This window comes from Rhizobium sp. TBD182 (assembly GCF_001950375.1).
GTDB classification, from domain to species: domain Bacteria; phylum Pseudomonadota; class Alphaproteobacteria; order Rhizobiales; family Rhizobiaceae; genus Agrobacterium; species Agrobacterium tumefaciens.
Map to the genome: position 1 here is coordinate 66,050 of NZ_BDLN01000007.1, position 18,815 is coordinate 84,864.

General features: G+C 58.9%; 17 protein-coding genes and 1 tRNA gene. 8 read left to right on the forward strand and 10 right to left on the reverse strand.

Annotation, left to right across the window (positions count from 1 at the left end; genetic code table 11):
• Nucleotides 1-7: 7 nt before the first annotated feature.
• From bioB to T18_RS19490, 5 genes are read left to right on the forward strand one after another with little or no spacing between them, the layout of a single operon-like run.
• Nucleotides 8-1,027 carry a biotin synthase BioB gene (gene bioB / locus T18_RS19470; protein ID WP_038494580.1) on the forward strand — a complete coding sequence of 340 codons (1,020 nt, stop codon included), beginning with the start codon at nucleotides 8-10 and terminating at the stop codon, nucleotides 1,025-1,027.
• Complete coding sequence (locus T18_RS19475) at nucleotides 1,024-2,166, forward strand: 8-amino-7-oxononanoate synthase (protein ID WP_004431602.1); 1,143 nt, start codon at nucleotides 1,024-1,026, stop codon at nucleotides 2,164-2,166. Before bioB ends, T18_RS19475 begins: the two co-directional genes overlap by 4 nt.
• Entirely contained in the window at nucleotides 2,163-2,801 is a 639-nt protein-coding gene (bioD, locus tag T18_RS19480) for a dethiobiotin synthase (RefSeq protein ID WP_004431604.1), read from the forward strand. Before T18_RS19475 ends, bioD begins: the two co-directional genes overlap by 4 nt.
• On the forward strand, nucleotides 2,798-4,111 hold the full coding sequence (locus T18_RS19485; protein ID WP_004431606.1) for an adenosylmethionine--8-amino-7-oxononanoate transaminase: 1,314 nt from the start codon (nucleotides 2,798-2,800) through the stop codon (nucleotides 4,109-4,111). Before bioD ends, T18_RS19485 begins: the two co-directional genes overlap by 4 nt.
• A 2-nt stretch (nucleotides 4,112-4,113) precedes the next feature.
• A complete protein-coding gene (locus T18_RS19490; protein ID WP_004431611.1) occupies nucleotides 4,114-5,100 on the forward strand; it encodes a beta-ketoacyl-ACP synthase III in 987 nt (328 codons plus the stop codon).
• A 122-nt stretch (nucleotides 5,101-5,222) separates the two neighbouring features.
• On the opposite strand, the gene T18_RS19495 is transcribed toward T18_RS19490, so the two are convergent.
• Nucleotides 5,223-5,296: transfer RNA gene (locus tag T18_RS19495), tRNA-Gln, on the reverse strand.
• Nucleotides 5,297-5,419: 123 nt separating this feature from the next.
• The gene (locus tag T18_RS19500; protein WP_004431612.1) at nucleotides 5,420-5,857 is read right to left on the reverse strand and encodes an Lrp/AsnC family transcriptional regulator; all 438 of its coding nucleotides are present in this window, start codon (nucleotides 5,855-5,857) and stop codon (nucleotides 5,420-5,422) included.
• A gap of 132 nt (nucleotides 5,858-5,989) precedes the next feature.
• On the opposite strand from T18_RS19500, the gene rocF reads away from it, so the two are divergent.
• The gene (gene rocF / locus T18_RS19505) at nucleotides 5,990-6,910 is read left to right on the forward strand and encodes an arginase (protein ID WP_004431622.1); all 921 of its coding nucleotides are present in this window, start codon (nucleotides 5,990-5,992) and stop codon (nucleotides 6,908-6,910) included.
• A gap of 13 nt (nucleotides 6,911-6,923) precedes the next feature.
• Nucleotides 6,924-7,979, forward strand: a complete 1,056-nt coding sequence (locus T18_RS19510; protein ID WP_004431625.1) for an ornithine cyclodeaminase — start codon at nucleotides 6,924-6,926, stop codon at nucleotides 7,977-7,979.
• A 23-nt stretch (nucleotides 7,980-8,002) separates the two neighbouring features.
• Here the strand turns inward: T18_RS19510 and T18_RS19515 are convergent, their stop codons facing one another.
• The 5 genes from T18_RS19515 to T18_RS19540 all read right to left on the reverse strand — a co-directional run bounded on the left by T18_RS19515 (nucleotide 8,003) and on the right by T18_RS19540 (nucleotide 13,455).
• A complete protein-coding gene (locus T18_RS19515) occupies nucleotides 8,003-8,887 on the reverse strand; it encodes a DMT family transporter (RefSeq protein WP_004431626.1) in 885 nt (294 codons plus the stop codon).
• Between the two features lie 264 nt (nucleotides 8,888-9,151).
• The gene (iolG, locus tag T18_RS19520) at nucleotides 9,152-10,144 is read right to left on the reverse strand and encodes an inositol 2-dehydrogenase (protein WP_004431628.1); all 993 of its coding nucleotides are present in this window, start codon (nucleotides 10,142-10,144) and stop codon (nucleotides 9,152-9,154) included.
• Nucleotides 10,145-10,376: 232 nt separating this feature from the next.
• The gene (locus T18_RS19530) at nucleotides 10,377-11,627 is read right to left on the reverse strand and encodes an adenylate/guanylate cyclase domain-containing protein (protein WP_004431631.1); all 1,251 of its coding nucleotides are present in this window, start codon (nucleotides 11,625-11,627) and stop codon (nucleotides 10,377-10,379) included.
• A gap of 224 nt (nucleotides 11,628-11,851) precedes the next feature.
• A complete protein-coding gene (locus T18_RS19535) occupies nucleotides 11,852-12,082 on the reverse strand; it encodes a helix-turn-helix domain-containing protein (RefSeq protein WP_004431634.1) in 231 nt (76 codons plus the stop codon).
• Nucleotides 12,083-12,339: 257 nt separating this feature from the next.
• Nucleotides 12,340-13,455 (reverse strand): RHE_PE00001 family protein, encoded by a 1,116-nt coding sequence (locus T18_RS19540; protein ID WP_004431636.1) that lies wholly within the window; start codon nucleotides 13,453-13,455, stop codon nucleotides 12,340-12,342.
• A gap of 222 nt (nucleotides 13,456-13,677) precedes the next feature.
• Here T18_RS19540 and T18_RS19545 point away from each other — a divergent pair, with 222 nt between their 5' ends.
• Nucleotides 13,678-14,982 carry an MFS transporter gene (locus T18_RS19545; RefSeq protein WP_004431639.1) on the forward strand — a complete coding sequence of 435 codons (1,305 nt, stop codon included), beginning with the start codon at nucleotides 13,678-13,680 and terminating at the stop codon, nucleotides 14,980-14,982.
• Nucleotides 14,983-15,044: 62 nt separating this feature from the next.
• On the opposite strand, the gene T18_RS19550 is transcribed toward T18_RS19545, so the two are convergent.
• From T18_RS19550 to T18_RS19560, 3 genes are all read right to left on the reverse strand, one after another.
• A complete protein-coding gene (locus T18_RS19550; RefSeq protein WP_038494585.1) occupies nucleotides 15,045-16,382 on the reverse strand; it encodes a sensor histidine kinase in 1,338 nt (445 codons plus the stop codon).
• A 6-nt stretch (nucleotides 16,383-16,388) separates the two neighbouring features.
• Entirely contained in the window at nucleotides 16,389-17,042 is a 654-nt protein-coding gene (locus tag T18_RS19555) for a response regulator transcription factor (RefSeq protein WP_004431644.1), read from the reverse strand.
• Between the two features lie 65 nt (nucleotides 17,043-17,107).
• Nucleotides 17,108-18,775, reverse strand: a complete 1,668-nt coding sequence (locus tag T18_RS19560; protein WP_038494588.1) for a phosphoethanolamine transferase — start codon at nucleotides 18,773-18,775, stop codon at nucleotides 17,108-17,110.
• Nucleotides 18,776-18,815: the final 40 nt, after the last annotated feature.

Here is an 18,815-nt window from a genome sequence, read left to right on the forward strand (position 1 = left end):
TCGCCGGATGAATCAGATTATCACAGAAATTGAACAAAATCAGGCGCAGATTCCCTCAATCAAAGCGGATTCTTTACTCGAAGAAGCAAAAATTATCTATAATTTACCATTTAATGACCTCCTGTTCCGGGCACAGCAGGTGCATCGTCGCCATTTCGATGCCAACGCCATCCAGATGAGCCGGCTTTTATCGATCAAGACCGGCGGCTGCCCGGAGGATTGTGGTTATTGCAGCCAGTCCGCCCGCAATCCAACAGGTCTGAAGGCTTCCAAACTCATGGAGGTGGAGCGAGTACTGGCAGAGGCGCGCAAGGCGAAAGAGGGCGGGGCGACGCGCTATTGCATGGGGGCGGCGTGGCGCAACCCTAAGGAGCGCGACATGGAGGCGGTGGTGGCCATGGTCGAAGGCGTCAAGGCGCTCGGCATGGAAACCTGCATGACGCTCGGCATGCTGACGCCGGAACAATCCGAACGTCTCGCTCACGCCGGGCTAGATTACTACAATCACAATGTCGATACGTCGGAGCGGTTCTATTCGGAGATCATCACCACCCGCACCTTCGAGGATCGGCTGGAAACGCTCGCCAATGTTCGTGATGCCGGCATGAAGGTCTGCGCCGGCGGCATTCTCGGCATGGGAGAAACGGTCGAGGACCGTATTTCCATGCTGGTAACCCTTGCTAATCTGCCGGTTCCGCCGGAAAGCGTGCCGATCAACATGCTGATCCCGATCCCCGGCTCGAAGCTTGCCAAGGCCGCTCCGGTTGATCCGATCGACTTCGTCCGCACCATTGCGCTTGCGCGCATCCTCATGCCCCGTTCGCATGTGAGGCTTTCCGCCGGACGTACCGAAATGAGTGATGAGACGCAGGCGCTCTGTTTTCTGGCCGGGGCGAATTCCATCTTCGTCGGCGAGACGCTGCTGACGGCGGATAATCCGGGGGAAGATCACGATACGGCGCTGTTCCGGCGGCTGGGCCTGAAGCCGATGGCGTTGCAAACGGCGGAAGCGGGAGAGACCCGGTGAATTCGTCGGCGCTCTCCGCCTATGAGCTGAAGCTTGCCGGTCTGCACCGCAAGTCGCGCCTGCGGGCGCTAGCGCCCCGGCAGGGTATCGACTTCACCTCCAACGACTATCTCGGGCTTGCCGATGCACCCCGGCTGAAGGCGGCGATCACTGACGCAATCGAGAGCGGCGTGCCTGTGGGTGCCGGTGGTTCGCGGCTGCTTCGCGGCAACCATCCCGAACATGAGGCGCTTGAAACGGAGGCGGCGGTATTTTTCGGCGCTGAGAGGGCGATCTATTTCGGTAGCGGATTTGCCGCCAATGTCGCACTTTTTTCCGCACTGCCGCTGCGGGACGACCTCGTTCTCTACGATGCGCTGATCCATGCCAGCGTGCATGACGGCATTGCCGCCGGCAAGGCGAAGGCGGTCGCTGTGCCGCATAATCAGGTTGAGGCATTCGAACGGGAAATAAACCGATGGCGGCAGGCGGGCGGCAAAGGTCGCCCGTGGATCGCGGTGGAGAGCCTCTATTCCATGGATGGTGACCGGGCGCCGGTTGCTGCCCTTGCCGACCTCGCCGGGCGACATGGCGGCTTTCTCGTCGTCGATGAGGCGCATGCCACCGGCGTGTTCGGGCCGGGCGGGCGCGGCCTGGCCGCTGAACTGGAAGGTCGGGGTAATGTCGTGGCGCTGCACACCTGCGGCAAGGCGCTTGGTCTTTCCGGCGCGCTTATCAGTCTGCCTGCGGTTCTCGCCGATTACCTCACCAACCGCGCCCGCGGTTTCATCTATTCGACCGCGCCGTCACCGCTGATGCCGGCGGCTGTGCGTGAGGCCTTGCGGATCGTCGCCGACGAGCCCTGGCGGCGCATCCGTCTGGAAGAACTGATAAATTTGGCCAGCGAACAATTACGATCCCGGCTGGGCGTGACGCCCGGCGGCTCGCAGATATTGCCGGTGATGATTGGTGACAATGCGCGTGCACTGAAAATCGCCACGCGTATGCGAGACGGCGGCTTCGACGTGCGCGCCATCCGCCCGCCAACGGTACCGGAAGGCACGGCACGCCTGCGCATATCCATTACGCTCAATGTCGAGGAAAGCCAGATCGCCGATATGGTCGGGCTGCTCGCCTTCGCCATGGAGGAGGAACGATGAGCCTCCGTTTCATCGTCTCGGGCACCGATACGGGTATCGGTAAGACGGTTTTTTCTGCGGCGCTTACTCACGCATTGCAAGCCCATTACTGGAAGCCGGTGCAATCCGGGCTCGAGGAAGAGACCGACAGCGAGGTGGTGGAGCGGATGGGTGGCGTGCCGCGCACGCGCATCCTGCCGGAGGCCTATCGCCTGAAAATGCCGGCCTCACCGCATCTTTCGGCCCGCCTCGACAATGTCACGATCGAGCCCGAGCTTTTGCTGCCGCCGGAAACGGATGGGCCGCTGGTGATCGAAGGGGCGGGCGGTCTGCTGGTGCCGCTGACCGACACATTGCTGTTTGTCGATATTTTCGCCCGCTGGCGAATTCCGCTGATCCTGTGCGCCAGAACCTCACTCGGCACCATCAACCACACGCTGCTGTCGCTCGAGGCGCTGCGGCTGAGAGCCATTCCGGTGCACGGCGTGGTCTTCATCGGTGATGAGAACCGGGAAAATCAGCGCATTATCGCCGATATAGGCCGAGTTCGCTCGCTTGGCCGCTTGCCTCGCATACCGGAGATGACTGCCGAGGCGCTGCACCATGCATTCGCTCAACAATTCGATCTCGCCGATTTCCTGGAGGTGCCGGCATGAGCCGTTCCCGCGTCTGGCATCCTTTCACCCAGCACGGGCTGGAACCGCCGATGAAACGCATCGTCTCGGCGGAGGGCGCCTATCTGGTCGATGAGGATGGCCAGCGGTTGTTCGATGCAATTTCATCCTGGTGGGTCATCACTCACGGCCACCGGCACCCGGCAATCATGTCCGCCATCCGCGCAGCGACCGAGACCTTCGACCAGATCATTTTCGCCGAGTTTTCGCACGAGCCGGCCGAAACGCTGGCCAAAGGGCTGATCGAACTCGCGCCTGCCGGCTTGGAACATGTGTTTTATTCCGATAGCGGTTCGACCTCGGTGGAAGTGGCGCTTAAAATGGCGCTCGGTTATTTTCACAATTGCGGTGAAAAGCGAGATCGCATCGTGGTCATGGAGCACGGCTACCACGGTGATACGATCGGCGCCATGTCGACGGGCGAACGCGGCGTGTTCAATGCTGCGTATGAAACACTGCTATTCGGCGTCGACCGACTTGCTTTTCCGGAAGCGGATTGTGAGCAGGAGACGCTCGACATGTTCGAAAGCTTTTGTCGTTCGGGCCGAGTCGCCGCCTTGCTGATCGAGCCGCTTGCTCTAGGTGCCGGTGGCATGAAGATTTACCGCGCGGACGTTCTCGCCGGACTGAAACAAATTGCCGAACGCTACGGTTGCCTTGTCATCGCCGACGAGGTGATGACGGGCTGGGGCCGGACAGGAACCATGTTCGCCTGCGAGCAGGCGGGAGTTTCACCGGATATTCTGTGCACCTCCAAGGGGCTGACCGGTGGCTCCCTGCCGTTGGCAGCGACCTTGTGCAGTGGCGAAATCTTCGACGCGCACTTCTCGACCGATCGCCGCAAGACCTTTTTCCATTCGAGTTCCTACACCGCCAATCCGATTGCCTGCGCTGCCGCTGTCGCCAATCTGCAGGTTTGGCGCGATGAGCCAGTGGTACAGCGCATCGGCCAACTGCAAGAAGTGCTGCGCGACAATCTCGGGCGATTTGCGGATGACAGGCGCTTCACCAACATACGCCAGATTGGAACCATCGCAGCGCTTGACCTCGTCGTGCCCTCTGGCGGTTATCTCGCGGAGGCGGGGCCACGCATGCGGCAATTGTTCCGCGAGCGCGGGCTCATCATCCGCCCGCTCGGCAATGTGCTCTATCTGATGCCGCCCTATTGTTCGACGGCGCAAGACCTCACCCGTGCCTTCGACGCGATGGACGAAGTGGCCTCGATCGTGACTGAAGCCGCTCCGGGGGAACCCGGCGCGGCCGCGATCAAAAACCGTCTCCGAAAGGCCTGACAATGCAGACCCGTTCTTCCCGCATGGCTGGCTTCGGGCATGCCGTGCCAGCGCGATGTGTCCGCAACGCCGAGATTGAGACGCGTCTTGGGCTGGAGGCTGGCTGGATAGAGCGTCGGACGGGGATCCGCACACGTTATTGGGCGCAAGAGGACGAGACGCTGAGCGGCCTTGCCGAAAAAGCCGGCCGCATGGCACTGGAAAACGCGAAAATTGGCGCCAAGGATATCGCACTGACATTGCTTGCGACCTCCACACCAGACCATCTTTTGCCGCCTTCGGCCCCGCTGCTTGCGCACCGGTTGGGCCTCACACAATCCGGGGCGATCGATCTTGCCGGGGCCTGTTCCGGTTTTCTCTATGCGCTCACTCTTGCGGATGGTTTTGTCCGCACCCACGGCCGCGCGGTGCTGGTTGTTGCCGCCAATATCTTAAGCCGTCGTATCAATCCGGCGGAAAGGGCAACTGCGGTTCTGTTCGCCGATGCTGCCGGCGCCGTCGTGCTTGTCCCCTGCCGGGATGCGCAGCGCGGCTTTTTGTCTGCCGATCTCGTTTCGGATGGGAGCGGTTACGACCTGATCCAGATCGCGGCGGGCGGCAGCAGCCAGCCTTTTTCCAATGATACAGAGGCTGAAGATACCCTTATGACGATGCGGGACGGCCGCGAGGTCTTTTCCCGTGCCGTCGCAACAATGACGCAGACCTCACAGCGCGCTCTGCAACGCGCAGAAATGACGGCCACCGATATCCATCGATTCGTGCCGCATCAGGCCAATGCCCGCATGTTCGATGCCGTCTGCGGCAATATCGGCATCGACCGGCAAAAGACGGTACGTACAGTCGAAACCTTCGGCAACTCTTCTGCCGCCACTATTCCGCTTTCGCTTTCCGTTTCCAATGCTGAGCGGCCCATCACGGAGGGTGAAACGCTGTTATTGACGGCGGCAGGGGCGGGGATGACTGGGGGGGCGGTGGTGTATCGAGGCTAGGCCAGCTGGATACGGAAATGTCTGATTCGGATCGAGCCGCGCGTACAACGTTGGCAGATATAGGCAGAGCGCGGTGATGCAGCTCAAGTGCTCGAAACAGTTTGATTTTGTTTGGAGAAATTTGGCTGGGGAACCTGGACTCGAACCAAGATTAACGGAGTCAGAGTCCGTCGTTCTACCATTGAACTATTCCCCAAAAGCCCGAAGCGGGTTACCGCGTTCGCTTTGGTGGGTCGTCATATAGATGATTTCTTGCGAGGCGCAAGTCGAAAAAATCGAAAAATGCGTTTTCGTCGCTCTTTTGCGTCTGTCTCCTGCGTCAGAGCCGCGCACGGGTGGAGCGTGGGGTGGAGAGCAGAAGGCTGGTCTCGCTGCCGGTAATGCCAGGGACAAGGCGGATACGGCGGAGCACCGCGTCGAAATCGCTGAGAGTGGCGGCGTTAAGTTCTACGATCAGGTCCCAGCGACCGTTCGTGCTGTGAATTTCGGATATTTCCGGGAAACCGCCGAGCGTGCGGATGACGCGGTCCGTCACATGGCCTTCAATCTCGATCATCATGATGCCGCGGATCGCCGCCTCCACCGCATCGGCACGCAGGATGACGGTGTAACCGATGATAGTGCCGTCATTTTCCATTTTTTCGATGCGTGAGCGTACCGTTGCGCGCGAGGTTTCCGTCTCGATCGCCAGATCGGAAATGCTGCGTCTGCCGTTATGCCTCAAAAGGGTCACGAGCCGTTCGTCGAGATCATCCATTGGTAGCCATTCTGATAAATAGATTTGACCAAATCGATAGCCTATTTCGATAATATTGCCAATATTTGATGTTCATTCCGCCATGTCTGTGTGGTTTAGTGAGGTTATCGGTTGATAAAAGCGAGGGCTCAAATGGATATCAGGCTGATCGGTGCGCCGTTGCAAATCGGAGCCGGGCAATTGGGGTGTGAGATGGGGCCGAGTGCGTATCGCATCGCCGGTCTCACGCGGGCGCTCGAAGATTTGGGCCATCGGGTGGTGGATACCGGCAATGTGACGCCGGCGCCGCTGAGGGAGTTTAGCCACCCCAATCCGGCGGTGCATCATCTCGCTGAGACGGTGGCCTGGACCGAGGCGCTGACGGAGGCGGCCTATCGCGAAAGTGCTGCCGCCGTTCCGATCTTTCTTGGCGGCGACCACGCAATTTCCGCGGGAACCGTCGCCGGCATGGCGCGGCGGGTGGCGCAGAGTGGCCGGCCGTTTTTCGTGCTCTGGCTCGATGCCCATACCGATTACCACACGCTTGAAACGACGCGCAGCGGCAACCTGCATGGCACGCCGGTCGCCTATTTCAGTGGTCGCGACGGATTTTCGGGTTACTTTCCGCCGCTCTCGCATGCGGTTCCTGAGGAAAATATCGGCATGATCGGCATCCGCAGCGTCGATCCAGCCGAGAGAGCCGCACTGGAAGACAGCGGCATCACCGTTCACGACATGCGCTCGATAGACGAGCATGGTGTCGCGGTTCTGCTGCGCGCGTTCCTTGCGCGGGTGCAGGCGGCAAACGGCCTGTTGCATGTCAGTCTCGATGTCGATTTCCTCGAACCGTCGATCGCGCCTGCGGTCGGCACCACGGTTCCGGGTGGGGCGACGTTCCGTGAGGCGCATCTGGTGATGGAGATGCTGCATGATAGCGGGCTTGTGTGCAGTCTTGATCTCGTGGAGCTTAACCCGTTTCTCGATGAGCGCGGCAGGACGGCGACGCTGATGGTCGATCTGGCTGCCAGCCTGATGGGCAAGCGGGTTATGGACCGCCCGACACGGGCCGGCTGAGGGGGATGATGCAATGACGATTATACCGAACCTTAATATCGTACCTTTCGTCAGCGTCGATCATATGATGAAACTCGTTCTGCGCGTGGGGATCGATACGTTTCTGCGCGAGCTTGCCGACGTGGTTGAAGAGGATTTCCGTCGCTGGGAAAGTTTCGACAAGACGCCGCGCATCGCATCGCATTCCCAAGAGGGCGTCATCGAGCTGATGCCGACCAGTGATGGAACGTTGTATGGCTTCAAATATGTGAACGGCCATCCGAAAAACATGAAGGAGGGCCGCCAGACGGTGACCGCCTTTGGGGTGCTTTCCGATGTCGGCAACGGCTATCCGCTGCTATTGACCGAAATGACCATTCTGACGGCGCTGCGCACCGCTGCTACTTCGGCTGTCGCTGCAAAACACCTTGCCCGCAAAAATGCCCGCTCGATGGCCATCATCGGCAATGGCGCACAGAGCGAGTTCCAGGCGCGGGCCTTCAAGGCCATTCTCGGCATCGACACGGTGCGGCTTTTCGATATCGACCGGACCGCCAGTGAAAAATGCGCCCGCAATCTTGCCGGGCAGGGCTTTACCATCGAAATTTGCGATAGTGCGCAGAGCGCAGTGGAGGGTGCAGATATCATCACCACCGTTACCGCTGACAAGCAATATGCGACAATCCTGACCGACAACATGGTTGGTCCCGGCATTCACATCAATGCCGTCGGCGGCGATTGTCCCGGCAAGACGGAACTGCACCGGGACATTCTGCTGCGGTCGGACATTTTTGTCGAATACCCACCGCAGACGCGCATCGAAGGTGAAATCCAGCAATTGCCCGAAGACTACCCCGTCACTGAGCTATGGCAGGTCATATCGGGTGAAAAGCACGGGCGGGTAAACGACAGGCAGATCACGCTGTTCGACAGCGTCGGTTTCGCGACCGAGGATTTTTCGGCGCTGCGTTATGTGCGCTCGAAACTGGCCGCCACCGGGCTTTATACGGAACTGGATCTGCTGGCCGATCCGGATGAGCCGCGCGACCTGTTTGGAATGCTGCTGCGTTGCGAGGCGACTCTCGCCTGAGAGGACGTTCAACGGGAATGACGTCAGTCAGCCCGCCTGCGTTCCCTGCGGGCAACGGCATGTTCCCGCCAGATGGTAAAGAGACCGGCGGCGATCACGATTGCAGCACCCAGAACCATGTTGGATGTCACGACCTCGCCATAGATGGTAACGCCGATGATGGAGACGAGCACGAGCTGGTAATAGGAAAACGGCTGCACGGAGGCCGCATCCGCCAGCTCGAATGCTTTGATCAGGCAATAATGGCCGCTCATGCCGGTAATGCACAGCGCCAGCATCCAGCCCCAATCCTGGGGTGCGAGGCTAACCCAATAAAACGGACCCACCAGCGTCAGTGCTGCCGCACCGGCCACGCCGGTATAAAAGAAGCTCGTCATCGCTGAATCGCTCTTGCTGCCAAGGCGGGTCAGGACGCTGTAGAGCGCAAGCATGAAGGCGGCGATGAAAGTGATCAGCAGGCGGTTGTCGAACCCTTCGCCATCAGGTTTCAGAATGACGAGAACGCCGATGAAGCCGACAAAAATGGCGCACCAGCGCCGCCAGCCCACATGTTCGCCAAGCAACGGCACGGACAGTGCGGCGACGATCAGCGGCGCCGAAGCGAGGATGGAGTGGCTGTGCGCCAAGCCGACAACGGCGAAGGAGAAAATGGAAAAAACAATCTGTACGGCAAGAAGGACGCCGCGGCTGATCTGCAGCCACGGACGGTTGGCCATGACAGCGCCCCGAATGCCGCCAGAGGACCTTGCAGCCATCAACAAAACGAAGACGGCGAAGGCCCAGTATCGAAGCATGGCGACGAAAACGGGCGGATAAGAACCGCCAAGATGTTTGGATATGCCATCCTGCGCTGCAAAGATCGTGAATGCTATGAGCGCATAAAGATAACCGGTCTTGGGTGATGGCATAAATAAACCACTGTCCGGCTGTTGCCGGCAAAAAGAGGATTCGGCCTGAATAAGGTGAATAGCAGCCATATGGTCTGGCCGTATCTTGTCAGACAACCTTATTTTCCGAATAGCTGCCATGCAAGTCCGAAGACTGCCTCTGCCCGGTCAAGTTCACGGGTGGCGCCGATGCTGGCGGAAGCTTTGCTAATAGCTGTTTTCCTGTCCGCCATGCGTTAACGCACCGCGGACAGGATGTCGGTTACGGAGTGATTTCTGCGTCGATCAGCCGATCGTCACGGCCGCCTTCGAGGTGACGGATTTCAGCGCAGCGTCGGCCAGTTTCAATGCGATCAGCCCATCCTTGATGGAGGGTGAAGGAGCCACATTGTTTTCGATGCAATCGATGAAAGCGGTAATTTCCGCCGCGTAGGCCGCCGTATAACGCGTCATGAAGAAATCATGCAGCGGCGGGCGGGTGTAGCCCTCAGCATTGGCGATCTCGATGGAGACCGGCCGCTGGTTCTCGGCCGCAGCCGAACCGAGCGAACCATGTACTTCGATACGCTGGTCGTACCCATAGGTCGCGCGTCGCGAATTCGAAATGCTGGCTTGCCTGCCGCTTTTCGTCGTCAGAATGATGCTGGCGCTATCGAAATCGCCGAGTGCACCGATCTCCGGATTGACGAGAACGGAACCGGTGGCGAATACGCTTTCCACTTCCTCGCCGAGCAGGAACCGCGCCATGTCGAAATCATGAATAGTCATGTCACGGAAAATGCCGCCGGAAACCTTGATGTATTCGGCTGGCGGCGGGCCGGGATCGCGGCTGGTGATGGTCACCATTTCGACCTTGCCGATGCGGCCATCCTCGATTGCCTTGTGCACGGCCTGGAAATGCGGATCGAAACGCCGGTTGAAACCGAGCATCACCTTTGCACCGGTTTCCTCAACCACCTTGGCGCAGGCTTCCGCACGGGCCACATCCAGATCGACGGGTTTTTCGCAGAAGATGGCCTTGCCGGCACGGGCGAAACGCTCAATCAGATCGGCATGGGTGTTGGTCGGCGTGCAGATGATGACGGCATCGATCGTCTTGTCAGCCAGAACCTCGTCGATTGTGCTGACCTTGCACTGCGCTTCGCGGGCGATTGCTTCCGCAGCACCGGCAACGGCGTCCACAACGGCCACCAGCTTCGCACGGCTGTCGGTGGTGATCGCCTTGGCGTGGACCTTGCCGATCCGTCCAGCGCCGAGCAGTGCCAATTTCGTAACCATCTTTCCTCCGGTTCCTCACACCCGTCTTCCACTCCCGGAAAGACAGAATATGAACGCAAACAATGTTTCGATATGGAATATATGTTCTATTTTGCTAGATCGACATCGGAGGCGTGTCAAGCGTTTTGACGACGGGCAGGGCAGCCGAAATCATCTCTTCCGGAGGTTGTGCAGCACGGGTGAGCGCTGCGTTGAGAAAGCGTTGAAACGGGAACAAAGTCCTGACCGGCAGTCAGTCGACAGGGGGTGCGAGGACCTCCTGTTGGGGAAGCGCATAAACCTCGACCGGGGTTTCAAGGCCGCGCAGGAGCCATGGGCCAAGATTGTCCAGCTTGTCCTCATGTCCGGCCATACGGACGAATTCTTCGGAAAACAGGACGTTGCGGCCGGTTTCCTTGGTCAGGGTTTCAAGCCGTGATGCGATGTTCACGGCCGGACCGATGACGGTAAAATCGAGGCGGGTTTTCGAGCCGATATTGCCATACATGACATCGCCGACATGGACGCCGATGCCGTAACCCAGAGGGTCATGGCCTTTCTGGCAATTGATGTCGTTGAGGGCAACGAGACTTTTCTGTGCGCTGGCAATGGCTTTCAGCAGGTTTTCACAAGCCTGCGGATCGCTGAGCGGGAAAATCGCCAGCAGCCCATCGCCCATGAATTTCAGGATTTCACCACCGAATTCCTCGATCGGATCGCACATCGCGTCGAAATAACCGTTCAGCAATTCGATCACATCATCGCGCGGCCAGAGGTCGGAAATATGGGTGAAGTTGCGCAGGTCGCAGATCAGGATCGCCGCGCCGACCGTTATGCCGCTGCCGCGCGTCGTTGCGCCATTGAGGATTTTTTCGCCCGCATGCGGCCCGACATAGGTCTCAAGCAGGGTGCGCGTCATGCGGTTTTTCAGGCGAATTTCGCTGACCAGCGCGAGCGCCGGTAGCAGGTTTTTCAACGCAAGGACTTCCGCTTCCAAAAAGCCACCGGGCCGATCGCTGGAAAAAGTGGCGACATGGCGCTTGCCGAACGTATGTTCGATCGGCCAGGCGAAATAATCCGTCAGCCCGTCGGCGCGCAATTCCTCATAGATCGGATAAGCGGATGGCTCGATTTCGTCGCCGGTCAGCCGGTGGCGGATTTCGGTTGCGCCCTGATGGATGTCGTTGATGGGGCTGTTCAGATATTCGGGCGAGCTCTCCGCCCCATAGCCATAGGTGGTGATCTCGGCCGACGATATGCCGGCCTTCCACAGGATGCGCGCGCCAAGCCATTGCGGGTGACGAATGCGGAAGGCAAGTGCGCCCCGCGCTATGGAAATTCCACTTTCGCGCAACCTGCTACACAGCTCGAAGAATATCTCATCGATAAAGCGCTCGTCCTTCGTGCCGGTGACGAGCCAGTCGAGAATTTCCGTTTTCTCCGTTGGCCACAATTCATCCAATGCTGAAGAAACCCGTTCTTCGGTGTTAAGGCTGAGTGTCATGGCAGGATTCCGGAAATTATTGGTGCTCTCGCGCAGGCGGGCCACATGGCGAACATGTCCCGTGCGGACATCATGTGGTGCCGGATAACGGAAATGTTAAGAGAGCGGAGCGGAAAATGTTCCGGAGAGACTTGTAGCGTTCAAACCGTTACGCGCGCCGCCCGGATGTTGCGTGAACATCGTCCCCGGCGGCGCTGAGATTTGGTTCGGATCGTTGTGAACGATCAGATAACGGTTTCGACTGGAATATGCAGGGCGGCGGCAACGCGCCTGATGCGCAGAGGATCGCTGTCTGAGCCGTCTTCCAGGGCGCGGATTTCATTGGCTGTCAGGCCGCAGGTGATGGCAAGCTGATCGACCGTATATCCGGCGAGATTGCGCGCCATCAGGACTTTTCGGGCGAAAGGAGCATCTGTTTCCTGATCGGAATCGAGTTGTGAGACTGAAATTGTCATTTTTTGCATCTCCCTCATGGTGGACACTTTAATGCGGATGGCAAAGAAAGGTTGCCGGAGCCGAATGCGACCGCGTTACCGGAGAAAAATCGTGTTGCAACGCAGCGAGAACATAGCCGCTTCATCCACCTACGCAATAGTTAAATTTTGTTAAGATTCGTGATCGCAGGATTCCTGCGGGATTCATCGCAGGAACAAGGGGTTGAGAAAAATACTATTTTTCCGGGGTTTAGGCGGATGAAGACTGGCGGCTTGTGCTATAGCATGCCCCAGGCACGGAAGCGGCCGCGGCCCGTAACCTCCCTCAACTCCAGTTGATTGGCGAGCCCTATCGCGCCCTGCGGCGTGGTGCCGAGTTCCCTGACGATCATGGCCGCCGAAACCACCGGCCGGGAGACGACAAGCTCCACCAGGTCTGGAAGACGCGAAGACGAGCGTCGGCCGGCCAGCTTGCGCATCATGCGTTCTCTGGCGTGGGTCAGCCTGTCATGTTCCTTCATGCTGGCCAGTCCCGCCTCGTAAAAGCTGTCGAGAAGGGCGACTAGGCGTTGCGTCTGGTTTCTGGCGTGCCGGCGCTCGCGCGGGACGGCACGAAGACCAGCGCTGAGCGCCGGCAGGTGGTCGGGAGAGACAGCCCCGTCGCGCAGAAAAGCGGCGGCCATGAGCCTGCCGAGCCAGGGGCTGCGTTGCAGAACCTCGATCATATTCCAGGCATCCAGCAGGATCGCGGTGCGCAGGATTGGGGGCAGCTCCTCCGTCTGGCCAAGGACCTGCCGCCATTCCTTCAGCCTTTCCTCCTCGTCCCAATCGGGATCGTTGATCATCGGATGGGCCTCCTCCCGATGTGTCACCGGCGCAAGGGTGGTGCCGGCGGTGATCGCGTCCAAGGTCGCGGCGCTTCGCGCCAGAAGTGCGTCCAGCTCTGAAAAGGCCCCATCCAGCGGTGTCTCGCCGTCTGCATCAGACTCTTCGTTGCCGGAATGATCCACCGTTTCCGGGGTAAATGCCGTCGCGTCGGCGGCAATTCCCATTCTTCCGCGCAGACGGGAAAGGCCTGGTGCAGTGAAGGCCCAGCCTGGCGCGTTTGAAAAAATCAGCCGCCTTGAGCGGACGATCCGGTGCGCCGCCGTCATTTCATGGGTTGGCGCCCGCACATCCATATGGGCGTCATGCAGGACCAGATCTTCCATATGGACAAGTTCGCCATCCACCCACATGGAGGAAATCGCGTCGGTAAAGTCCTGCCTTTCGATGAAGCCGTGTTTCATCGGCGACCGGCTTATCCTCTCGTCCAGTCGTGCCAGCGCTTCACCCGCGCGCGCGGCGGGGATGAGAAGCTTTTCGATATAGATGTCCGATGTATCGTAAATCATTGATATTTTTTAGTTTGAGCACGGCCGGGTGACAAGGCGTATTAGAATGGTCCGGCGCGGAAGATGGCGAGTAGACGCTGCCATTGCCATGCTGCGATGCGGCGTAAACTTGCGCATTGCAATATGGCGGGTATATACCCCCTCCGAGAGCGACAAATTATCACACCTTCCGTTCGCCCTTCCACCTCCAGGCGAGATGAATTGGAGTTTACCGTGAATATTATGGCAAATGGTCCCGCTACGGCACCGGATCAGAAAACCCGTTTGAAATCCATTATCGGCGGATCGGCGGGCAACCTCGTCGAATGGTACGACTGGTACGTTTATTCGGCCTTCACCCTTTATTTCGCGCCGGTGTTTTTCCCTTCCGGAAACCAGACCGCTGAATTGCTGAGCGCGGCCGCCGTTTTTGCCGTCGGATTTCTGATGCGGCCCATCGGTGCGTGGTTCATGGGAACCTATGCCGACCGCAAGGGCCGCAAGGCCGGCCTGACCTTGTCCGTTACCTTGATGTGCCTCGGCTCGCTGTTGATCGCAATTACACCCGGCCACGAGACGATCGGCATTGCAGCGCCTGCCATTCTGGTGTTTGCCCGCCTGCTGCAGGGCATCAGTGTCGGCGGTGAATATGGCGCCAGCGCGACCTATCTCAGCGAAATGGCCGGCAAGAATCGTCGCGGCTTTTTCTCCAGTTTCCAGTATGTGACGCTGATTTCCGGCCAGCTTCTGGCGCTGGCGGTGTTGCTGGTTCTGCAACGGGTTCTGACACCCGAGCAGCTCGGCGCCTGGGGCTGGCGCATTCCCTTCTTCATCGGTGGCGTTCTTGCAATTGCGGTGTTTTACATCCGTCGCGGCCTTGCCGAGACGCAGTCCTTTGAAAATGCCAAGGCGGGCAACGCGGACAAGCCGAAATCGAGCGGATGGGCGCTTTTCAAGCACTACCCGCGGGAAGCGATGATGGTCATGGCGCTGACATCAGGCGGCACGCTCGCCTTTTACGCCTACACGACCTATCTGCAGAAATTCCTCGTCAATACCTCCGGCTTCAGCAAGGAAAGCGCGACCGAAATCACCACGGCAGCCCTCTTCGTCTTCATGCTGTGCCAGCCGATTGCCGGTGCACTGTCGGACAAGGTGGGTCGCAAGCCGCTGATGGTCGGCTTCGGCATTCTTGGAACGCTGTTCACCTATCTCATCTTCACGACGCTGGCGACGACAACCGACCCGATCATGGCTTTTGCTCTCGTTCTGGTCGGCCTGTTGATCGTCACCGGCTACACTTCCATCAATGCGGTGGTGAAGGCGGAAATGTTCCCCGCCCACATCCGGGCGCTCGGTGTGGCTCTGCCCTACGCGCTGGCGAACACGATTTTCGGGGGAACGGCAGAATTCGTAGCCTTGAAGTTCAAGCAGATCGGCCACGAAAACTGGTTCTTCTGGTACGTTACGATCATGATTGCGCTGTCGCTGGTGGTTTATGTGAAGATGCGCGATACGCGCGACCATAGCCATATTCACGAGGATTGAGCGGCCAAAATTATACCAGCGAAAGCCCCGCCCCCTGGCGGGGCTTTTTGTTTTCAGCGGATTCAGGCGTCTTCGACCGGAAGCACGATGCGGGCCTCAAAACCGTCCTGTCTGCCGGGTGCAGGGGAGGATAGCACGAGTTCGCCGCCAATCTGTTCCATCAGGCTTCTGACGATAGCGAGGCCAAGCCCGGTGCCATCAGCCTTGGACGGGCCTCGGACAAAGCGCGTCGTCAGTTTGGGAAGAAGCGCTTTGTCGATCGCCGCGCCGGAATTGACGACGCGGATCGTGCCGTTCTCTTCGGCCAGTATGTGCACCGGGCTTTCCGGCGGACTGTGGATCAGGGCGTTTTCGAGAAGGTTGCGGATGATGATGCCGAAGGCATCCGTGCCCAGCTTGCAGTTCAGGCCGCCTTCGCAGCGATTGGTCAAGCGGATGCGGGACGTGCCGATCGCCGTTCTGCTCATATCGTCGATGATGAGCTCGAGAATGGGGATGAGGTCGGTCGCCGTGTCTGTTACCCCGATCCTTGCTTCCGCGCGCGACATCTGCAGCAGTTTTTCGGCGAGATGGCCGAGATGCATCAGGGCTTTCTCGATATTTTCCACGCGCGGTGCAAGTTCAGGCGGAATATCGGCGTGCAGTCGCTGCGCCTGCGCCAGCGCGCCGGCAATCGGCGTGCGCAATTCATGGGCGCTGTTGGCGGTAAACTCCCTTTCCGCTTCGATTGTCGATCGCAGCCGCCTCAGCAGCAGATTGACCGAGCGGGCAATCGGGTGAAGTTCAGCCGGAAACGGCAGGGTTTCCAGCGGCGCGAGATTGCCGCCGTCTTTTTTCCCGATCTCGTCGCGCAAGGTCTGTATCGGTTGCAGGGTTTTGCGCACCACGAAGATAACGGCAAAGATGCTGGCGGGGATAAGAATGAGAACGGGCAGCAAAATTGCTGTGCCGGCTTCCTCGATTGCCTCACGCCGGTTGGCGAAGGCATCTGCGACCTGAAGGAAGTAATTCCCGTCCGGTGTCGCCACCGTGTAGATGCGCTGGGTCGCCGTTTCAGAAAAACCGGGGTCGAGAGAGACTTCGAAAGGTTCGGTCGAACTGTCATGCGAATGCAGGACGACCTGTCCTTCCCGGTCGCGAACCTGATAGGTCAGATATTCCGCCGCATGTGCAGACTGGTTGAGTTTTTGCGAGGCGGGGCCCGTGTTGTTTTCCCTGAGATCGTCCACCAGCAGTGGCAGCAGTCTTTCGGCTGTTTCCTCAACGCCAGCGTCGAAAATTTCAGCGAACTCGTCCTGCATCACCATGACGCCCAACCCGCAGGCGATAAACCAGGATATGGCGACAACGCTCGTCAGCGCCGTGACGAGCTTGCGGGTCATGCTGGTTGGTCTGGCCATTTCTGTCTACCTGATGGTGTAGCCGACGCCGCGCACGGTCTCGACGCGGTCATGGCCGATCTTCTTGCGCAGCCGGCTGATATAGACCTCGACCGTATTGCTTTCTATTTCCGCGCCGAATTCGTAGAGCGTGTCGTGCAGTTGAGATTTCGAGACGACCGCACCGGGATGCTCGACCAGCTTTTCCAGCACGGCCCATTCTCTGGCGCTGAGCGTTTGCGCTGTTCCGTCAACGACGATATTGCGCGCCACCTGGTTGATTTCGATGCCGGGCAGGCGAATGACGGGGGCGGAGCGCCCCTCGTACCGCCGCGAGACCGCCAGCATGCGTGCCGAAAGCTCGTTGAGATCGAAGGGCTTGACCAGATAGTCGTCCGCTCCGGCATTCAGTCCGGCAATCCGGTCGGACACCTGGTCGTGCGCCGTCAGAATGATCACCGGCGTCGAGTCATCGCGATTGCGCAGTGATTGCAAAAGGGTGATGCCATCGCCGTCCGGCAGCCGCATGTCGAGCAGGATGAGCCCGTAAGCCATGGTCAGCGTCGCCGCCGTGGCGTCGTCGAGCAACTTAAACCAGTCAACGGCGTGGCCTGCCGCGGCGACATGGTCTCGCAGCGCCTCTCCCAGCACATGATCGTCTTCAACAAGCAGAACCCGCAAGACAGCTCCTTTATCGCGTCGTCTTGCGTATCGCTTTCACGGGATAAGCGTCAAGCACTGTATGTTCAGCTATTCTGGCGCTGGGTGCAGCCGCCGAACACGTCCTGCGCGGAATCGTAGACGGAGGTGGAGACGTTCATCATTCCAAGGATACTGTGGAAATAATTGTCGTGCGAGCGCCCGCCCTTTGCTGCGCCTTTTGCAAGGCATGCGCGATCCAGCCCCATTGATTTGGCGAAATCATCATCGAACCAGACGAGAAACGGCACATGGGTCTGCTGGTCGGGTGCCAGCAGATAGGGTGCGCCGTGCAGATAGACGCCGTTCTCGCCAAGCGATTCACCATGGTCCGAGGCGTAGATCATCCCCGTTGCAAGCGTGTTGGAACGTGCCTTCAGCTTGTCGATCACGATCGACAGGAAATGATCGGTGTAGAGAAGCGTGTTGTCATAGGAATTCACGATTTGCGCGTCCGTGCAATTGCCAAGCTCAGCGGTTCGACAGTCCGGGGTGAACTTCCGGAATTCGTCGGTGTAACGCAGATAGTAGGTCGGCCCATGGCTGCCCATCTGGTGCAACACGATGACACTGTCCTTCTTGACGTTATCGAGCCATGCGTCGAGCTTGTCGAAGAAGATATCGTCGCGGCATTCTCCGCCAGTGCAGAAGCGGGTGTCGTTGGTGGAAGGCAGATCGAAAAAGGGAATGCGGTCGGCCACGTTCTTGCTGCCGGTGTTGTTGTCCAGCCAGGTTGCACCGACACCGGCATGGACAAGAACATCCATGACGTTCTCGTTGGCGAGCGCCTTGTTGTGGCTATACTCAGAACGCGGGAATTTCGAGAACATGCAGGGAATGGAAATCGCCGTCGCAGTGCCGCAGCTGGTTGTATTAGGGAAATAGATCACGTCGCGCTTTGCCAGTTCCGGGTTGGTGTCGCGCCCATAGCCGTTCAGGGAAAAGTTCGAAGCGCGCGCGGTCTCACCAGCCACGATGACGGTGATGCGTGGCTTGTGGATGCCACCCAGCGCCGGCAGGATTTTTGCATCCTTGCCGATCGGGCTCACCTGTATGTCAGCTTCCTTTTCCGCCTGCGTCAGATAGTGAATGGTGGATATGATCGGCGACAAGGGATTGACGCTTTTGACGATATCCTTGTGCTGGCGCACGGCGGTGGTGAATGTTTTGGAATTCGCAAAGCTGATGATGCCGGCAACGGTGAGGCAGATCAGGATGCTGACGGTGTTCCACAGCAGCTTGTCGATGATCGGCCGATGCCGAACCCGGACGGCGGCGATGACGAGCGACGGCACCAGCCCATAGATGGTCAGATGCCAGAAAAGGCCAGGTGTCATCAGATTGCCCGCTTCCGCCCGCGTGGTCTCCACGGCGTTGCGGATCATGTCGCTGTCGATGATGATGCCGTAGCGGTCCATGAACCATGAAGCCGCCGCGGCCGCGAATACCAGCAAGATAAGAAACGGCTTGATGAGATATTTGGCGGAAAAAATGGTGATGAGCGCGCCGAAAAGCGCCGCTATGGCGACATAAAGCCCAACGATGGCGACCGGATAGGCGGAAAGATAGGTGTGAACCTTCGACCAGAACGTCTGGTTTGTAAAAAACAGCAGATAGGCCGCCGTCAGCAGGCTGAGCGGCACGCTGCCGATCTCCGGACGATACGTTATTGTTCCCGTCGCTTTCGCGGTAAAAAGAGCCACTGCGAGATCCACCAGATTTCCGATAGGCCGGCGGCAACGAAAAAGGGGCGGG

What these genes read in the sequence shown, in the direction of transcription:
- bioB (WP_038494580.1), top strand. Translation starts at nt 8, where the DNA reads ATGAATCAGATTATCACAGAAATTGAACAAAATCAGGCGCAGATTCCC.
- bioD (WP_004431604.1), top strand. Translation starts at nt 2,163, where the DNA reads ATGAGCCTCCGTTTCATCGTCTCGGGCACCGATACGGGTATCGGTAAG.
- T18_RS19485 (WP_004431606.1), top strand. Translation starts at nt 2,798, where the DNA reads ATGAGCCGTTCCCGCGTCTGGCATCCTTTCACCCAGCACGGGCTGGAA.
- T18_RS19490 (WP_004431611.1), top strand. Translation starts at nt 4,114, where the DNA reads ATGCAGACCCGTTCTTCCCGCATGGCTGGCTTCGGGCATGCCGTGCCA.
- T18_RS19500 (WP_004431612.1), bottom strand. Translation starts at nt 5,857, where the DNA reads ATGGATGATCTCGACGAACGGCTCGTGACCCTTTTGAGGCATAACGGC.
- rocF (WP_004431622.1), top strand. Translation starts at nt 5,990, where the DNA reads ATGGATATCAGGCTGATCGGTGCGCCGTTGCAAATCGGAGCCGGGCAA.
- T18_RS19510 (WP_004431625.1), top strand. Translation starts at nt 6,924, where the DNA reads ATGACGATTATACCGAACCTTAATATCGTACCTTTCGTCAGCGTCGAT.
- T18_RS19515 (WP_004431626.1), bottom strand. Translation starts at nt 8,887, where the DNA reads ATGCCATCACCCAAGACCGGTTATCTTTATGCGCTCATAGCATTCACG.
- iolG (WP_004431628.1), bottom strand. Translation starts at nt 10,144, where the DNA reads ATGGTTACGAAATTGGCACTGCTCGGCGCTGGACGGATCGGCAAGGTC.
- T18_RS19530 (WP_004431631.1), bottom strand. Translation starts at nt 11,627, where the DNA reads ATGACACTCAGCCTTAACACCGAAGAACGGGTTTCTTCAGCATTGGAT.
- T18_RS19535 (WP_004431634.1), bottom strand. Translation starts at nt 12,082, where the DNA reads ATGACAATTTCAGTCTCACAACTCGATTCCGATCAGGAAACAGATGCT.
- T18_RS19540 (WP_004431636.1), bottom strand. Translation starts at nt 13,455, where the DNA reads ATGATTTACGATACATCGGACATCTATATCGAAAAGCTTCTCATCCCC.
- T18_RS19545 (WP_004431639.1), top strand. Translation starts at nt 13,678, where the DNA reads ATGGCAAATGGTCCCGCTACGGCACCGGATCAGAAAACCCGTTTGAAA.
- T18_RS19550 (WP_038494585.1), bottom strand. Translation starts at nt 16,382, where the DNA reads ATGGCCAGACCAACCAGCATGACCCGCAAGCTCGTCACGGCGCTGACG.